The organism is Streptomyces sp. NPDC002125, from assembly GCF_053593715.1.
Genome location: NZ_JBSFDD010000012.1, coordinates 1 through 16,991 on the forward strand (window position 1 = coordinate 1; position 16,991 = coordinate 16,991).

Sequence of the window (16,991 nt, forward strand, 5' to 3'; positions counted from 1 at the left end):
ACCATTCGACGCACCATCCTGATTCACCGCAGAACCACGCACCACCGCCAACACCTCATGCCCCAACCGCCGAGCATCCGACAACCGCTCCAACAGCAGGACACCGACGCCCTCGGACCAGCCCGTGCCGTCGGCGGCCTCGGCGTACGGCTTGGGGTGGCCGTCGGCCGCGAGCGCGCGCTGCCGGGAGAACTCCACGAACGAGGTGGGCTTCGCCATGATCGCCACGCCACCCGCGAGGGCCAGGGAGCATTCGCCGGCGCGGAGGGCCTGGGCCGCGAGATGCACGGCGACCAGCGACGACGAGCACGCCGTGTCCACCGTCACCGCCGGGCCTTCAAGACCCAGTGCGTACGACACCCGCCCCGACGCCACACTCCCCGCGTTCCCCGTGCCCAGATAGCCTTCGAGTCCTTCGGGGACACGGCCCAGTTCGGTGGCGTAGTCGTGGTACATCACTCCGGTGAACACGCCGACGCCGCTGCCCCGCAGTGAGGTCGGGTCGATGCCCGCACGCTCGAAGACCTCCCACGACACCTCCAGCAGCTGCCGCTGCTGCGGATCCATCGCCAGCGCCTCACGCGGGGAGATGTCGAAGAACTCCGCGTCGAACGCTCCTGCGTCCCGGAGGAATCCGCCGTGCCGGGCGTAGGACGTACCTGGGCTGTCGGGGTCCGGGTCGTAGAGGCCCTCGAGGTCCCAGCCCCTGTCGTCGGGGAAGGGCGAGATGGCGTCGCCGCCCTCGGCGACCAGTCGCCACAGGTCGTCGGGCGACGCGATACCGCCCGGGAGCCGGCAGCCCATCGCCACGATGGCGACCGGTTCGTCGCCGTCGTCGCGTCGCCGGACACCACCGGCGGCGCCCACGGAGCGCGTCGGGGCGGCGCCCTCCGCCGCGCCGAGGAGCCGGGTGCGCAGGTGACGGGCCACCGCCGCGGGTGTGGGGTGGTCGAAGGCCAGGGTGGCCGGGAGCTGGAGACCGGTGCCCGCGGTGAGCCGGTTGCGCAGTTCGACCGCCGCGAGCGAGGTGAAGCCGAGGGCCTTGAACGGCCGGTCGGCACGCGCGGGTGTACTGCCGTCCTCCGGTTGCAGCCCGGCGACCTCCTTGCGTACGAGGTCGAGCAGCACGCGCTCCTGCTCGGCCTCGGAAAGGCCGGCGAGCCGCTCCCGCAGTGCCGCGGACGTGGCGTTGTCCGGAGCGGAGCTGCGGGTGGGGGCGTCGATCAGGCCCCGGAGCGGCGGGGCGATGGTGGTGCCCGCCGCCTCGGCCTCCAGCGCTTCGGGGGCGAGTCGCATCACGATGAGTGAGGTCCGGTCGGTGAGCTGGGCGGCGTCGAACATGGCTGTGCTCTGCTGCTCGGTCAGCCGGCCCAGACCCGCGGGTGCGGTCCTGCCGTCTCCTTCGAACGGCCCGGTGCGCAGGGAGAGTCCGGGCAGTCCGCGTGCGGCGCGGTGCTGGACGAGCGCGTCGAGGAAGACTCCGGCCACGGCTTCGTCGCTGTCGACGAACCCGCCCTGTACCGGGGCGTCCTGTGCGGGCACGCCGAGGACCCCGGTGACGGAGGAGTACAGAACGAAGGCCGACAGGTCGTCGTCGGAGGTCAGTTCGTGCAGATTGAGGGCGCCTTCCAGGACGGCCGTGAGGTCGCGGGTGTGGGCGCCTTCCGTGTGGACGATCGCCCCAGGCCTGCCGCCCCGGCGCTTCCCCGTCCGGTGCAGCAGCTTCTCCAGAGCTGCCCGGTCGGCGATGTCGCAGGCGGACAGGGTCACGTCGACGCCCCGCCCGGTGAGCTCGGCGCCCAGTTCGGCGGCTGCCCGGTCCGCCTGTCCGGTGGGGCTGACGAGGTGCAGCCGGCGGACTCCGTAGCCACCGACCAGATGGCGGGCCAGCGTCGCCGCGGCCGGCCCGTCGGCACCGGTGAGCAGTACCGGACGCCGGGGGTCGAAGGTGGCGGTGGGCTGTTCGGTGTCGGTGGAGGCGGAGACCCGCGATGCCCGGGGATGGAGGCAGACGCCGGAGCGTACGACGATCTGGGGTTCTCCCGAGGCCACCGCGTCGGGGAGTGCGTGGGCCGGCCTGTCGTCGTCGATGTCCAGGTCGATCAGCACGAGCCTGCCGGGGTGCGCGGCCTGGACGCTCCGTACGAGGCCCCAGAGGGGGGCCTGGATCAGGTCGGTCACGTCGTCCTCGGCGGCGACGGCGACCGCTCCCCGGGTCGCGATGACCAGGGTGGACGTCGCCGTACGGTCGTCGGCCAGCCAGCGTTCGAGCTGCTCGCCCAGGGTGCGGACGGTGTCCCGTACGGCGTCGGCGAGGCGGCCGGGCCTGCGGATTCCGGCTCCCCAGGCCAGTACGGTCACCTCCGGGAGGGGCTCGCCCGCCGCGGTGTCCCGGCGCAGTGCGTCCAGTGTCGGGTGCTCGGCGACGTGCTTGCCGAGCCCGCGCAGCCGGTCCGCCACACCGAAGGCATCGGCGCCGACGACCGCCCAGTCCTGGGAGAGCGGCCGGGGTGCGGGCACGGACGACTGGGGTATCCAGTCGAGGCGGAACAGCTGCTCGTAGTGGCTTCCGCCGCCGGCACGGAGCCTGGCGGGCAGTTCGAGCAGGACGTGGCGGGTGATCTTGCCGGAGGCCGTGCGGGGGATGCGGTCGATCTCGTAGAGCTCCTCGGGGACCTTGAAGTAGGAGAGACGGTCGCGGCACGCGGCGAGCAGCGCCTCCGGGTCGGCGCCCGTCCCTCCCGGCACGACGAAGGCCACCGGCACCTCGCCGAGCACGTCGTGGGGTTTGCCGACGACGGCGACGTCCGCGACGCCGGGGACGGAGCGCAGGACCTCCTCGACCTCGCCGGGGTGGATGTTCTCGCCGCCGCGGATGATGAGTTCCTTGATGCGGCCGGTGACGGTGAAGTAGCCGGCGTCGTCCCGACGGGCGAGGTCCCCGGTGTGGTACCAGCCGTCGCGAAGCGCTTCCGCGGTGGCCTCGGGCTGGTTGTGGTAGCCGAGCATCACGCTCGGGCCCCGGACCCAGACCTCGCCCTCCTGACCGGCCTGCGCGTCCAGGCCTGTCTCGGGGTCGACGAGGCGTACCCCGAGGCCGGGGACGGGGAGGCCGCAGGAGCCCTCGACCCGGGCGCCGGTGGGCCAGTTGATGGTGATCGAACCGCAGGTCTCGGTGGAGCCGTAGGCGTCGAGGAGCGGCGCGTGGAACGCCTCCTCGAACGACCGGCGCAGGGCCGCCGTCGTGACCGCTCCGCCGACGAGGCACATCCGGAGGTCGGGCGCCTCGAAGTTCTCCTCCCGTGCGGCGCGCACGAGTTGGTGGTACATCGTGGGTACTCCGGCGAGGAAGGTGGACGCCTCCTCGCGCAGCGCGTCGAGCACGTCGGCGGCGGCGTACCCGTCGACGATGCGGGCGGTGGCTCCGACGGCGGTCACGCCCAGGACGCAGACGATGTGGGAGAGGCTGTGGAACAGGGGCAGCGGCCACAGGACCCGGTCGTCCGCGCTCAGGGCGGGGATGGGCGCGTAGCAGGCGGCCACCGACCAGAGGCAGTTGCGCTGCGTGGAGAGCACGCCCTTGGGCCGGCCGGTGGTGCCGGAGGTGTAGAGCATCCAGGCGGGGTCGTCGAGGCCGAGGTCGTCCCGGGGCGGTGTGGCCGGCTCGGTGGCCGCCAGCGTCTCGAAGGAGTCCGTGCCCACGGGGGCCGGGCCGTCACCGGTGACCAGGACGCGCAGGTCGGCGCGGTCGGCAAGGAGGTGCGCGAGCTGCTCCGCACGCGTCGGGTCCGTGATCACGAGGCGTGCGCCGCTGTCGTCGAGGAGGTAGGTCAGCTCGGCTTCGGTGATCCGCGGGTTGATGGGTACGCCGATCACCCCGGCCCTGGTGAGGGCGAGGTAGCTCTCGACCGTCTCCACGCTGTTGCCGAGCAGGATGGCCACGCGGTCGCCGGGATGGAGTCGGCGCTCGGCCAGGTGGCCGGCCAGGTGGCGGGTGCGCTGCTCGAGTCCGGCGTAGGTCACACTGCGCAGGGCGTCCCGGAAGGCCACCTTGTCGCCGAATTGCCGGGCGTGCTCCGCCAGCAGTTCGGGCAGTGGCCGAATGAGCTCCGTACGCAACAATGCCTTCACATCCCTCGGTGACGTGGAACGCCGGAATAATGGAGCCGATGCGTGGGCGGGACTTCGTACACATGGAATTCACCATGCCGCCCTGCATAACGCCGTTCGCACGTCCAGTGTTGACGCGCGGGAAGGCGGGGCCTCCCCTAACCAGCCCCCTATGCCAGCCCTTACCACTGCTTGTGGGCCGTTCTCAGGTCTGCCGGAATGGAAAACGGCATCCCGCGCGAAGAGGCCCCGCAGCACGGTGGGCCCCGACACGTCGGACGTGTCGGGGCCCACGGTGCGCGGTGGATTCGGTCAGCGGGTCACGCGGTGCGAGGGCACGGGCAGCAGGGCCAGCAGGTCTCCGGGGGCGTGCAGAGCGGCGTCCGGCCCTTCCGCGTGCAGGGCCTCGGCGTCCGCCTCGCCCCACAGGGCCGCGACAGCCGTCACCTTCGCGGCGCGGGCGCTCGCCAGGTCGGTCACCGCGTCGCCGATCATCATGGCCTCGCCCGCCGGCACGTCGAGCAGGTCGAGTGCGCGCAGGACGATGTCGGGGGCGGGCTTGGCCCGGGCCACCTCGTCGGAGCCGATGACGTGCTCGAAGGAGCCGAGGAGTCCGAGCCGGTCGAGCAGGGAGCGGGCGCGGGGCCCGCTCTTGCCGGTGGCGACGGCGAGCCGCAGCCCTCGCCCTCTCAGCTCCGAGAGCAGTTCGGGTACGCCGTCGAACACGGTCACCTGGTGGGCGAGCCGGTAGCTCTCCCGTACGAACGGGGCCTCCAGCTCACCCGGCAGGCCCATGATGCTCATGATGTCGGGGAAGTACCGGCCCAGGTGGCGGCTGTACTCCTCGAAGGGTGCCTGGCCGTCTCCGACGACCTCGGCGTACGCGGTCAGGAACGCCTGCCGCATCACCGCGAAGCTGTCCACGATCACCCCGTCGAGATCGAAGATCACGGCGCTGGGTTCGGGAAGAGTGGCCGAGGGGGTCGTGGCGGAAGGCTGGAGCGGGGTGTGCATGAAGCTCTCCGTAGGTTGTCGGGCGGCCCACGTCCGGGCCTCAGTGGGCGGCCCGGCCGGCCGGCACCGGGCGGGAGGGGCCCGCGGAGCGGGCGGAGGCGTAGAGGCGTTCGATGACGGAGATCGTCTGCCGGGCCTGCGCGACGGCGGCTCCGCGGCTCGCGGGATCTCCGAGCCGGACGAGGATGTCGTCCAGCTGCCGGGCGTACTCGGCGCCGACCGGGTCCGGGGTCAGCGGGATCTCGGTCGTCCTGCCGTCGGCGGTGCGGGTGAGCACGGGGTCCTGCCGGTTGGGGCTGAAGCCGAAGGTGCAGCTGAGCGTCACGCTGCCGGCGCTTCCCTCGACGGAGACGCGGGTGACGTCCCGGGCCTCGTGCGACGCCCAGCTCGCCCGCAGCGCCACGGATGCGCCCTGCCCGGTGACCAGGAAGCCGCGTGCGGTGTCCTCGACGTCCCTGGTCCCCGGTGCCGTGGGGCCGACGGGCAGGCCGGTCCCCTCGCCGCGCCAGGGCGCCTGCCGGGAACGGCTGTTGACGAAGTCGTCGGTGACCGTGCCGACGACCTGCTCGAACTCCGAGGGGCCCAGCAGCGGGCCGATCGTGTCGAGGAGGTGCCAGCCCAGGTCGACCAGCGCTCCGCCTCCGGCCAGCCTCCTGTCGGTGAACCAGCCGCCCGCGTCCGGGATGCCTCCGGCCCGCACCCAGGACACGTCGATGTGCCGGATCCGGCCGAGGTCCGCGGCGATGGCGTGCAGGGCCCGCACATCGGAGCGGTGGCGGGCGGCGCTTCCCGCGAGGAGCACCGCTCCGCCCGTCCGTTCGGCCTCGGCCAGCCGGTCCGCCTCCTCGACGCTGAGGCAGACCGGCTTCTCCAGGAAGACCGGGATGCCCCGGGCGAGCAGCCGCGTGGCGACGGAGGTGTGCAGATGGTTGGGCACCGCCACGACGGCCAGATCGACCAGGGAGGCGTCCAGTTCACGGTCGTGCGAGAACACCTGGGGGCTGCCGCTGCCGGCGAACGCCCGGCGGCCCTCGGCGTCGGGCTCGACCACGGCGGTCACCGTGTATCCCGGGTGCTCGGTCAGGCGCGGCAGGAAGATGGTCCGGCCTGCCCAGCCGAGCCCCACCACGGCGACCCTGACCGGCCTGCCGTCCCCCGTCGCGGCGCTCACGCCGCGGCCAGGACGTCGGCCACGATCTCGGCGATCTCGTGCATGTTCCGCTCGGAGCCCAGCAGCGTGCGGTGGTGCAGCCAGATGCCGTCGGAGGTGAGCGCCTCGGTGTTCGGGCAGCGGCGGGCGAGTTCGTCGACGGAGGCCTGGGGCGCCCCGGTCTCCCAGAACCCGTCGGACCGGTAGATCGCCCGGAAGACCACGAAGGCGGGCAGTCCCCGGGCGATGAGCTCGTCGACGAGGGCGTTGCGCCGCTCCTCGCCGATGCCGGGTATGCGGAACATGGCCATGTAGTGGGGAATCCGGTCCGCGCGGTCGTCGCGGCCCTGGGGCACCACACCGGGGATCTCGGCCAGGAGCCGCTTGAGCAGCGGCGAGCGCTGCTCCCTGGTGGAGATCTGCCCGTCGAGGCGGCGCAGCTGCGCGCGCAGGACGCTCGCCGAGAACTCGTTGAGGCGGAAGTTCGAGCCCGAGGTCTGGTGGAAGTACTTACGGTCGCTGAACGGCCGCCCGCAGCTGTGCCGCAGGAACGCTTCCTCGTAGGACGCGTTGTCCGGGAAGGTGACGGCGCCGCCCTCTCCCGCGGTCATCAGCTTGCCGTTCTGGAAGCTGAACGCGGCGATCGAGCCGAGTTCTCCGACCTTGCGTCCCTGCCACTGCGCGCCGTGGGCGTGGGCGGCGTCCTGGATCACCGGTACGCCGCTGTCGGCGGACAGCTTGTCCAGGGCGTCCATGTCGGCCAGGTGGCCGGCCATGTGGACGGGCATGATCGCCCGGGTGCGTTCGTTGACCGCCGCCTCGGCGGCCCCGATGTCGAGGCAGTAGGTGTCGAGGTCGACGTCGACGGGCACGGCCACGGCGCCGAGGCGCTGGGCGGCCTGGGAGGACGAGATGAAGGTGAACGCGGGCACGATCACCTCGGTCCCGGGTCCCACGCCGAGCACCTGGAGGGCGAGCTCCAGGGCGTGGGTCCCGTTGGTGACGGCGAGCGCCCGCTCGGCCCCGTGGTATTCGGCGAATTCCCTCTCGAAGGAGTCGACCTCGCTGCCGCCCATGCGCCACCACTGGCCTTGTTCGAGCGCGCGGATGAGGCCTTCCCGTTCATCTGCGTCGTACTGCGGCCACTCGGGAAATACCGGAGCCTGGTGTTCGGTCGTACCCATATTCCGCTGCCTTTCTTGTCGAGGACGCGGTTTTTCGGCACGCTAACCCACGCAATGGCAAGCCGTCACTTCCCCTAGCGACCCCCCTATGTTTCTCCTGTTCCGATTTCTTTCCACCGGTTTTACGGAAGCCTCGGAGAAGGGCTGTTATAACGGGGACATGACCGAGCTGCTTTTGTTGAACGGACCGAACCTGGGGATTCTCGGCCGCCGCGAGCCGGAGGTGTACGGCACCGATACGCTCGCGGACATCGAGGAGTCGGTGGCCCGGGAAGTGGCGGGGCGGGGCTGGAAGGTCGTCTCCGTCCAGCGCGAGTCCGAGGGTGAACTGATCCAGGCGGTGCAGGAGTCGTACGACACCGTCGGCGCCATCATCAATCCGGGCGCCCTGATGATCGCCGGCTGGAGCCTCCGTGACGCCCTGGCCTCCTATCCGCGTCCCTGGATCGAGGTCCATCTGTCGAACGTGTGGGCACGGGAGGCCTTCCGTCACGAGTCGGTGCTCGCTCCCCTGGCCGTCGGTGTGATCGCCGGGCTGGGAGCGCACGGCTACCGGCTCGCCGCTCAGGCGCTGTCGGCCAGGATTCCGGCCTGAGGACAACGCCTCTGGCCGGCCACTACAGCGACCGGGAGTCGTCATCGGCCATCTGGGAATCGACGTGGGCGGCACCAAGGTGGCGCTGCGGGTGGAGGACGGCGGCGGCACGAGGTGGCTGGAGTCGGACCTCCGCTGGCAGACGTCCTCGGACAGCGCCCGGGACTGGAAGCAACTGACGTGCTCCGTCGAGTCGTTGTGCTCCGCGTGGGGTGAGCCCATCCGCTCGGTCGGTGTCGCGATGCCCGCGACACTGGACGGCGGGGGCCGCGTCTCCGTGTGGCCGGGCCGTCCGCACTGGGCCGGACTCGGCCTGCGCGACGCCCTGGCGGAGCTGTTCCCCGGCGCCGGGGTGCGGATCGCGGACGACGGGGATCTCGCGGCCCTGGCCGAGGCGGAGCGGGCCGGATGCCGGAATCTGGTCTATCTCGGTGTGGGCACCGGCATCGGCGGTGGCGTCGTGGTGGACGGACGGCCGCTCCCCGGCGCCGGCCGGGGCTCCTGCGAGGTCGGCCACATCGTCGTGGAGCGCGAGGGAGCGCGCTGCGACTGCGGGAGGAACGGCTGCGTGCAGGCCCTCTCGTCGGGCCCGGCGACACTGCGGCGGGCCGCCCGCATCCGTGGTGGCCCGGTGGACTACGAGGCGCTGCGCGACGGATACGCGTCGGGGGCGGCATGGGCGGTGGCCGCCGTCGCGGAGAGCGGCGCGGCCCTCGCGGCGGCGGCGGTGAGCCTGTGCGAGCTCACCCGCCCCGAACTCGTCCTGATCGGCGGCGGTTTCGCGGCCGGGCTGCCGCAGCTGGTTCCCGCCGTGGCCGCGCACACCCGCGCACTGGCCCGGCCCGGTTCGCCTCCGGTTCCGGTGAGGCCCGCCGCTCTCGGCGGGCTCTCCTCGCTGTACGGAGCGGTGTCCCTGGCGCGTTCCGCGGCCCCCGGGCCGCAGGAACGCCCTCAGCAGCAGAGAATCGGAGAAGAGACATGACCGCCGTACCCGCCGTCGCGCACCGGCGCATCGAAGTGCCGCTGGCCGGACGTGGCTACACCGTCCATATCGGCCCGGGGGTACGGCACTTGCTCCCCGAGGTCGTCGCCGCGACGGGCGCGCGGCGGGTGGCGGTGGTCACGGCGAGGCCCGCCGGGTGGACACCCGATCCGGGTGTGCCGTTCCTGACGGTGCCCGCCCGGGACGGCGAGCGGGACAAGACGCTGGCCTGGGTGGAGGAACTCTGCTCCCTGTTCGCCTCGTTCGGGCTCAGCAGGTCGGACGCGGTCGTCTCGGTCGGCGGTGGCACGACCACCGACTCGGTCGGCCTGGCCGCGGCGCTCTACCATCGCGGCGTCCCCGTGATCCATCTGCCGACCTCGCTGCTGGCCCAGGTCGACGCCAGTGTGGGCGGGAAGACCGCCGTAAACCTCCCCCAGGGCAAGAACCTGGTGGGCGCCTACTGGCAGCCCCGTGCCGTTCTCTGCGACACCGACTATCTGGAGACCCTGCCGCCGCGTGAGCGGATCAACGGGCTGGGGGAGATCGCGCGCTGCCACTTCATCGGCGCGGGCGATCTGCGCGGGCTCCCGCTGCACGAACAGATCGCGGCGAGCGTCGCGTTGAAGGCCTCGGTCGTCGCGTCCGACGAGCGGGACGCCGGTCCCCGGCATCTCCTGAACTACGGCCATACTCTCGGTCACGCGCTGGAGCGGGCCACCGGGTTCGCGTTGCGCCACGGCGAAGCGGTGGCCGTGGGGACCGTGTTCGCCGGCCGGCTCGCGGGCGCGCTGGGCCGGATCGGGGCGGACCGCGTCGCCGAGCACGAGGAGGTCGTGGCGGGCTACGGTCTGCCGACCGCGCTGCCGCCGGGCGTGGACACGGCGGAGCTGATCGCGCTGATGCGGCTGGACAAGAAGGCCACATCGGGGCTCACGTTCGTCCTGGACGGTCCGCGCGGAGCGGAGCTGGTGCGGGACGTCCCCGAGCGCGCGGTGGCGGCCACCCTGGACGCCATGCCCACGGGGCCGGTCCCGCATGCCTGAGATCAGCGGCACGACGAGGCTCTTCGCCGTACTCGGAGATCCGGTGGTCCAGGTCCAGGCCCCCGCGCTCCTCAACCCGGTCTTCCGCCGACTGGGCCTGGACGCGGTGCTGTTCCCCGTGCACGCACCCGCGGGTGAGCTCGGCCCGGTCATCACGGGGCTCCAGCGCATCGGCAATCTCGACGGGCTCCTCATCACCGTCCCGCACAAGATGGAGGCCTGCCGGTACGCGGACGAGCTCAGCCCCGCCGCCGCCCTGACCGGCAGCACCAACGCGATGCGCCGCGACCCCGACGGCCGTTGGTACGCCGACAACTTCGACGGTGCCGGTTTCGTCGCGGGGCTGCGGGGCGCCGGGCACGACCCGCGCGGCAGGCGGGTGTTCCTGGCCGGTGCCGGTGGCGCGGGCACGGCGATCGCCGCCGCGCTGCTGGAATCGGGCGTCGCGCACCTCTCCGTGTACGACCCCGCGCCCGACCGTTCGGCGGCGCTGGTCGGCAGGCTGCGTGGCACCGCCCCCGCCCGCGTCGTCGGTGCCAGCGCGCCGCGCCCCCGCGACGCCTGGCTGGCCGTCAACGCGACACCGCTGGGGCTGCGCCCCGGAGATCCGCTGCCGTTCGCTCCGAGTGAGCTGCCCGCCGGGGCCGTCGTGGCCGACATCGTGATGCACCCGAGGGACACAGCCCTGCTCCGGGAAGCCGCCGCGCAAGGGCTCGCCGTCCATCACGGTATCCACATGCTGGACAGACAGGTGGGTCTCTATCGCGAGTTCTTCCGCCTCGACACACCGGCCCCGTGACCCCGCCACGCTCCTGAACAGGGATTACACGCTTCCGCCACCGGACTGTGAACAGCTCGCTGCCCCGTCCACGACAGGACTGTGAACAGACCGTAAAACGCGGCGGCGGCTCCGGCATGCCCCTCCTATGCTGGGCGCCCGGGATCGTTCGGCATGACTGTCGGACCGGCTCGACGGCTTCGTGTGCGCGGCGCCTCGCCCGTTCCGCGTGGCCGGCCAAGAACGGGGGGCGTATGCGTTTCAATCTGCTGGGGCCGTTGGAAGCCACGGACCACGGGGTTCCCGTGCCGCTCGGAGGCGTCAACCAGCGGGCGGTGCTCGGCTACCTCCTGCTGCACCCCAACAAGGTCGTGGCGACCGGCGAGCTCGTCCAGCGGCTGTGGGGCGCCGGGGCACCCCCCACCGCCCGCAAGATGGTCCAGAACGCCGTCGCCGGGCTGCGCAGGGCACTGGCCGGGGACGACACCGTGTCGCTGTCGACCTCCCCGCCCGGTTACATGCTGCGGCTCGCCCCCTCGGACATCGACCTGGCCCGCTTCGAGGACCTGGTGCAGCACGGACGTGCCGCTCTCGCCGCGGAGTCCTGGGCCGTGGCGGCGCGGTCCCTGCGCGAGGCGCTCGCGCTCTGGCGTGGTCCGGTGCTGGCCGATGTCCTGGAGACGGGCGTGACCTGGCCGGAACTGGCCGTGGTGCGGGAGGCGCGGCTGACGGCCTTCGAGGACTGCGCCGAGGCCGAACTGGCGCTCGGCCGCCACCGCGAACTCGTCGGTGAGCTCGCCGCCATGGCGGAGGAGGAGCCCGTACGCGAACGGCTCTGCGGGCTGCTGATGCTGGCGCTGTACCGCTGCGGGCGCCAGCCGCAGGCGCTGGCCGTGTACCAGGGCATCCGCGACAGGCTGGTCAACGGCTTCGGCCTCGATCCGGCCCCCGAACTCCAGGACCTGGAACGCGCGATCCTGAACCAGCGCCCGGCGCTCGCCTGGCACCCGGGAGCCGAGCCGGCCGCGCTCGCCGCTCCCGCCGGCCCCGCCGAGGGGAGCTCCGCCGCCCCGACGCCCGGCCTGCTCTCCCTCCCCGCCGCCTCGGGCCCGTGCGGCGCCGGGCAGCCGGCCGAACCCGCCGCTCCGGCCGCCGCGCCCCCGGTCGGGCGCCTGCCACGGGCGATGACCGAGCGCAAGCAGGCCAGTGTGCTTCTGGTGCGCGCGCGGGTGGAGGCCGCCGGGGACGACCCCGAGCAGGTCGACGAGGCGCTGAGGGTCCTCACGCGCATCGTCGTGGAGGAGGCGGCCCGCTTCGGCGGACTGGTCCGGGGCGCCGTCGGTTCCGTACGGTCGGTTCTCTTCGGCGTCCCCCGCACCTACGAGGACGATCCCAGGCGGGCCGTCCGGCTGGCCCTCGCCATCCGTGACCGGCTCCACGGCAGGCCCGGCCGGTCCATGGCCATCCGGATGGCCGTCGCCACCGGCGAGGTCCTCGCGACGTACCGCGACGCCGACGACGAGGAGCCCGAGGAGGTATCGGGCTCGGTGCTGGACGAGTGCGAGGCCCTGCTCGCGCTCGCCGGCCGGGAGGGCGTCCGCATCTCCGACACGACGCTCAGGGCCAGCGGTTACCTGTTCGACCACTCCGCTCCGGGCGACACGGGTGACGGACGGCAGGTCTCCGTCGTGCTCCCCTCCCCCGCCTCTCCGCCGCCGGCCACGAGGCTGCTCGGCCGCGAACGTGAACTGGACATCCTGTCGGGCCTGTTGAGCGACACACTACGCCGCAGCCGGCCCCATCTGGCCACCGTCCTCGGCGAGTCCGGCATCGGCAAGAGCCGCCTGGTCGCGGAGTTCGGACGGTCGCTGCAGAACCGGCGCGAACCCGTACGGCAGTTCTCGGTGCGCGTCCCGGCCTTCGGCGGCGGCAGCTCATCGGCCCCGCTGGCCGCCGTCGTGCGGTCGTACGCCGGTATCGCCGAACGCGAACCGGAGGCGCTCGCCGAGCAGAAGCTGACCACGGCCGTCCGTCGGCTGATCGGCCCGGGCGACGAGGCGGACTGGATGCTGGGTCTGCTGCGCCGCTTCATCTCCCCTCCCTGGCCCGCCATGGACGGCACCGAGGAGGAGGAGACGCTGCGGGCCGTGCAGCGCCTCATCGAGGAGGTGGCGGCGGAACGGCCCACCGTGCTCCTGCTGGAGGACATGCACCTGGCCTGCCGCGGCTTCCTCGACCTGGCCGAGGACCTCACCGAGCGTCTGGCCCATGTGCCGCTGCTCGTCGTCGTCACGGCACGGCCGGAACTGAGGGAGCGCAGACCGCGCTGGACGTGCGGCAAACGCGATGCGACCACGTTCGTCCTCGACCCGCTCCCCGACGAGACCGTCGCCGGCATGCTGACCGGGCTGCTCGGCCGGCCGGTCGGCACGGCGGACGACGCGGACCTCCTCTCCCTCGTGGGCGGCATCCCGCTGTTCGCGGAGGAGTACGCCCATGAGCTGAGGAACCGCCAGCGCGACAGAAGGCCGCCGGTGCCTCCCCGGGTCCGCAACATCGTCGCGGCGAGGCTGGACACGCTGCCGCCCACGCGGAAGACCCTGCTGCGGGACGCGGCGGTCCTCGGGGGGCCGATCAGGGCCGACGGCGTGGCCGCCCTGTCGGGCCGCGATCCCGAAGAGGTCGCGGCGGGGCTCAAGCAGCTGGAACGGAAGGAGTTCCTGCGCCGCGTCCGGAACAGCACGCTGCGACGGGAGGCCGAATACGTCTTCCGCCACACGCTGGTGCGCGAGGTCGCGTACGCCCAGCTGCCCCGCCGCGACCGGGTCCTTCTGCACCGGCGGGCCGTCGACTGGATCGCCCTGCTCCCCGCCGACCAGGGCGATCTGCTCGTCCACCACTACCGGCGGATCCTGTCGCTGACCGCCTCCACGGGCCGGCCCACCGCGGCCCTCGTCCAGCACATCACCCAGGCCCTCACCGAGGCGGGCGGACGGGCCTTCGACGCGGGCGCCCACCGGAGCGCCATGCGCTGCTACCGCAGCGCCGCCGAACTCTCGCCCAGCGCGGGCACGGCACGGCGGCAGCTTCTGCTGCTGAGCGCGCGGGACGCGGAGCCGATGACAGCCGGGATGGCGCACCCGATGTGCTGCTGAGACGGTGCGGGCCGCGGGCGCGCGGTGCACGGGCGCGCGGGGTCCACTTGCCTACGGTTCAGGGTCGTACGGGGTTCACGGGCGTACGCCACGCAGTCCGGGGTGACATGTCAACCCGCCCCTGTCTGCCGGTAGAATCACCGGCCATGACCAGCACCGCGGACCACCTCTCGGCACGCGAAGATCGCGTCTGGCGCGCGTACTTCGAGACGCAGGTGCTGTTCTGGCGGCGCCTCGCCCAGCAGCTCCAGCAGGACACGGGCCTGTCGGAGCCCGACTTCGCCATCCTCAGCGCCCTGGTGGAGGCACCGGACACCCGGCTGAGGGCCTTCGAGCTGAGCGGTGTCACCCAGTTCGAGAAGAGCCGGCTGCACCACCATCTGAACCGGATGATCGGGCGCGGCCTGCTCACCCGCGAACAGTGTCCGGGCGCCTCGCGCGGCACCGTGATCGCGCTGAGCCCCGAGGGCCGCGGCGCCATCGAGGCCGCGCTGCCCGTCCGCGCCGAGCACATCCGCCGCGCGCTCACGGCCCCGCTGGACGAGGGGCAGATCGACGCCCTCACCGAGATCTCCGAGACCATGCTCGCCCATCTGCGCACCACGGACGGCACGCAGGACGAAACCGAGGGCGGCTGCGGCTGAGGGCTGAAACCGAGGGCGGCTGCGGCTGAGGGCTGCCCAGCCCTCGGGGCTTCGGATCAGGCCGGGCTCGCGTGCCCTGGCCTGATCCGGACGAATGGCCTCAGGAGACTTCTCCGGACGGGACGGCGGCGGTATTGCCGGTGGGTTCCATCAGCCATACCGTGCGCCCATGGAGCTGGAGTTGCGTCACCTGCGCACCGTACGGGCCATCGCCGACACCGGCAGCCTCACCAAGGCCGCGGCGGCTCTCGGGCTCGCGCAGCCCGCGCTCAGCGCCCAGCTCCGGCGGATCGAGAAGGCTCTGGGCGGGCCCCTCTTCGACCGGGACCACACGGGTGCCCGGCCGACCCTGCTGGGCGAACTGGTCCTGGAGCGGGCCCGGGTGGTACTGCCAGCGGTGAGCGGTCTCCAGGAAGAGGCGGTGCGCTTCGCCAACGCCTGGGCCACGGTGGAGCGTTTCCGGCTCGGCGGTACGCACGGCCCGCTCATGGGCGGTCTCGTCGACAGGCTCGCCACCGCGCATCCGACGGCGCCGGTGACGACGCACACCTCGTGGTCGGTGGCGGAGATCGCCTCTCTGCTCTTCGACGGCAGGCTCGACTTCGCGTTGATCGGTGTCTGCGGGGAGAGTTCGCCTCCGATGGCGGACCGGCTGGTCTGGCAGGTCATCGGCATCGACCCGGTCTTCGTCATGCTGCCCGGGAACCACCCGCTGGCCGACGAGCCGGAGCTCGAACTCTCCGCGCTGGCGGACGAGTGCTGGGCCGATGTGCCGGGCGACGGCTGTTTCGCCGACTGCTTCACCGCCGCGTGCGCGCGGGCCGGCTTCACCCCGCTGTCGGTGTACGAGACGGACACGGCGTCCGTCGTCCATCTGGTCCAGGTGGGCCGGGCCATCGGACTGTGCCGGGCCACGTTCCCGCCGACCCCCGGTGTGGTGACCCGCCCCCTGGCGGGCACGCCGCTGAGCTGGCGCCATCTGCTGGGGCGGCACCCACGCTCACCCGCCGCGAGCGCCACGGCCGCCGCGGTGTCCGGGCACACCCGCGCGGCATACACGGAGGCGGTGCGGCGCAGCGACAGCTATGCGCGCTGGCTCGCCGCACACCCCCGCTTCGGCGAGGCTCCGTGAGCCCGCAACGCCGCTACTTCGCGCCGTGGCCGGCCGCGACGGCCTCGATCCGCGCGGCGAGCGCGAGGTCCTTCCGTGTGACGGCGCCGCCCGCGTCGTGGGTGCTCACGGCGATGACCACGGTGTTGTAACCCAGTGTCAGATCCGAGTGGTGGTTGAGCTCGTCCTGGATCTGGGCGACGTGGACGGTCAGCCCGGCGGCGGCGAAGTGGGAGGGAAGCCGGTACGTACGTGTGATCCTGTCCCCTTCCAGCTCCCAGCCCGGCAGCTCGCGCAGCCCCGCTTCGATGTCGGATGCGGACAGCGGTTCGGTGGGCATACGGCGGCTCCCCGGCGTATCGGTGGGTCAACGGTGCCCGCGACGTTACGGTCCGGGGCGTCGGCTGTCCCGTACGACACGGGTTCCCTTGCCGGGGCCGTGCGGCACCTTCACCTGCCGGCGGGCGGCTTGGTCCAGGGCGCGTCGCTGCGGGCCAGCAGGGTCGCGGCGGTGCTCACGGCGGCCAGGAGGACGGCCGAGAGCAGCAGGGGCAGTGACGGGTGCCCGTTGAGCACGGCGAGTGCCCCGACGAACGCGCCGGCCAGCATGGCGGCGGCCGAGAGGACCCGGCGTCCCGCCCTGCTCCCCGGCCCTTTCGCGAGCCGGCTGTCGGCGACGGTGCCGGTGATGGTGAGCGTCAGCACCGTGGTGGTGAGGTCCGGTACGGCGAGCGCGCGGACGGCCGCGTTCTGCAGGCCGAGACCGAGGCCGAGCAGCGCGATGAGCGCGAAGCGGACGCCGCCGGTGTACGGCTCGCCCGAGACGAGCGTGACGATCAGGGCGGCGGCCACGAAGGAGGTCTCGGCGAGCAGGGCGTGCTGGAGCTGTCTGCCCCGGTGCGCCCGCGCCAGGTGGACGGCGACGCCGCCGACCAGCGCCCCGGCCGAGAAGGACACGAGCGCCACGGCCGAGGCGAGCAGCGAGAAGCCCGGGGCGCCTGCGAGGGCGAATCCCATGAAGACGACGTTGCCCGTCATGTTGGCGACGAAGACATGCCCGAGGAGCAGATAGCTGAACGCGTCGACGAGCCCGGTGAGTACCGTCAGGGCGAGCATCAGCGGCGGCAGCGGGCCGTGCGGACCGGCCATGTCGGGTACGAGCGTGTCCCGGGCCTCACGCAGCACGACGGGCATGAGCGGCACACTCCGATCACTGGATGTG

Annotated in this window: 13 protein-coding genes; 7 read left to right on the forward strand and 6 right to left on the reverse strand. The window is 72.8% G+C overall.

The genetic code is table 11. The features are described 5' to 3' along the window. The 4 genes from ACWCQM_RS21050 to ACWCQM_RS21065 all read right to left on the reverse strand — a co-directional run. The coding region (locus ACWCQM_RS21050; RefSeq protein ID WP_450916690.1) for an AMP-binding protein at window positions 1-4,122 on the reverse strand (4,122 nt) is incomplete at its 3' end. A 300-nt stretch (window positions 4,123-4,422) separates the two neighbouring features. Next, window positions 4,423-5,124 (reverse strand): HAD-IA family hydrolase, encoded by a 702-nt coding sequence (locus ACWCQM_RS21055; RefSeq protein ID WP_450916691.1) that lies wholly within the window; start codon window positions 5,122-5,124, stop codon window positions 4,423-4,425. A 40-nt stretch (window positions 5,125-5,164) separates the two neighbouring features. Then, on the reverse strand, window positions 5,165-6,295 hold the full coding sequence (locus ACWCQM_RS21060) for a Gfo/Idh/MocA family protein (protein WP_450916692.1): 1,131 nt from the start codon (window positions 6,293-6,295) through the stop codon (window positions 5,165-5,167). Further along, window positions 6,292-7,458 carry a DegT/DnrJ/EryC1/StrS family aminotransferase gene (locus tag ACWCQM_RS21065; protein ID WP_450916693.1) on the reverse strand — a complete coding sequence of 389 codons (1,167 nt, stop codon included), beginning with the start codon at window positions 7,456-7,458 and terminating at the stop codon, window positions 6,292-6,294. Before ACWCQM_RS21065 ends, ACWCQM_RS21060 begins: the two co-directional genes overlap by 4 nt. 160 nt (window positions 7,459-7,618) lie before the next feature. Between ACWCQM_RS21065 and ACWCQM_RS21070 the strand changes: the two genes are divergently transcribed. The 7 genes from ACWCQM_RS21070 (at window position 7,619) to ACWCQM_RS21100 (ending at window position 15,790) form a co-directional block, all read left to right on the forward strand. Next, window positions 7,619-8,053, forward strand: coding sequence for a type II 3-dehydroquinate dehydratase (locus ACWCQM_RS21070; RefSeq protein ID WP_073748812.1), 435 nt, complete (start codon window positions 7,619-7,621; stop codon window positions 8,051-8,053). Window positions 8,054-8,117: 64 nt separating this feature from the next. Continuing rightward, entirely contained in the window at window positions 8,118-9,035 is a 918-nt protein-coding gene (locus tag ACWCQM_RS21075) for an ROK family protein (protein ID WP_450916694.1), read from the forward strand. Next, window positions 9,032-10,081, forward strand: a complete 1,050-nt coding sequence (locus tag ACWCQM_RS21080; protein WP_450916695.1) for a 3-dehydroquinate synthase family protein — start codon at window positions 9,032-9,034, stop codon at window positions 10,079-10,081. Before ACWCQM_RS21075 ends, ACWCQM_RS21080 begins: the two co-directional genes overlap by 4 nt. Beyond that, window positions 10,074-10,880 (forward strand): shikimate dehydrogenase family protein, encoded by an 807-nt coding sequence (locus ACWCQM_RS21085; protein ID WP_450916696.1) that lies wholly within the window; start codon window positions 10,074-10,076, stop codon window positions 10,878-10,880. Before ACWCQM_RS21080 ends, ACWCQM_RS21085 begins: the two co-directional genes overlap by 8 nt. A 233-nt stretch (window positions 10,881-11,113) precedes the next feature. After that, window positions 11,114-14,014 (forward strand): BTAD domain-containing putative transcriptional regulator, encoded by a 2,901-nt coding sequence (locus tag ACWCQM_RS21090; RefSeq protein WP_450916697.1) that lies wholly within the window; start codon window positions 11,114-11,116, stop codon window positions 14,012-14,014. A gap of 146 nt (window positions 14,015-14,160) precedes the next feature. After that, window positions 14,161-14,658, forward strand: coding sequence for a MarR family winged helix-turn-helix transcriptional regulator (locus ACWCQM_RS21095; RefSeq protein ID WP_450916698.1), 498 nt, complete (start codon window positions 14,161-14,163; stop codon window positions 14,656-14,658). Between the two features lie 169 nt (window positions 14,659-14,827). Beyond that, a complete protein-coding gene (locus ACWCQM_RS21100; protein WP_450916699.1) occupies window positions 14,828-15,790 on the forward strand; it encodes a LysR family transcriptional regulator in 963 nt (320 codons plus the stop codon). 13 nt (window positions 15,791-15,803) lie between these two features. Here the strand turns inward: ACWCQM_RS21100 and ACWCQM_RS21105 are convergent, their stop codons facing one another. After that, window positions 15,804-16,109: a 4a-hydroxytetrahydrobiopterin dehydratase gene (locus tag ACWCQM_RS21105; RefSeq protein WP_450916700.1), complete on the reverse strand. Its 306-nt coding sequence runs from the start codon at window positions 16,107-16,109 to the stop codon at window positions 15,804-15,806. A gap of 110 nt (window positions 16,110-16,219) precedes the next feature. Next, window positions 16,220-16,963: a YoaK family protein gene (locus ACWCQM_RS21110; RefSeq protein WP_450916701.1), complete on the reverse strand. Its 744-nt coding sequence runs from the start codon at window positions 16,961-16,963 to the stop codon at window positions 16,220-16,222. Window positions 16,964-16,991: the final 28 nt, after the last annotated feature.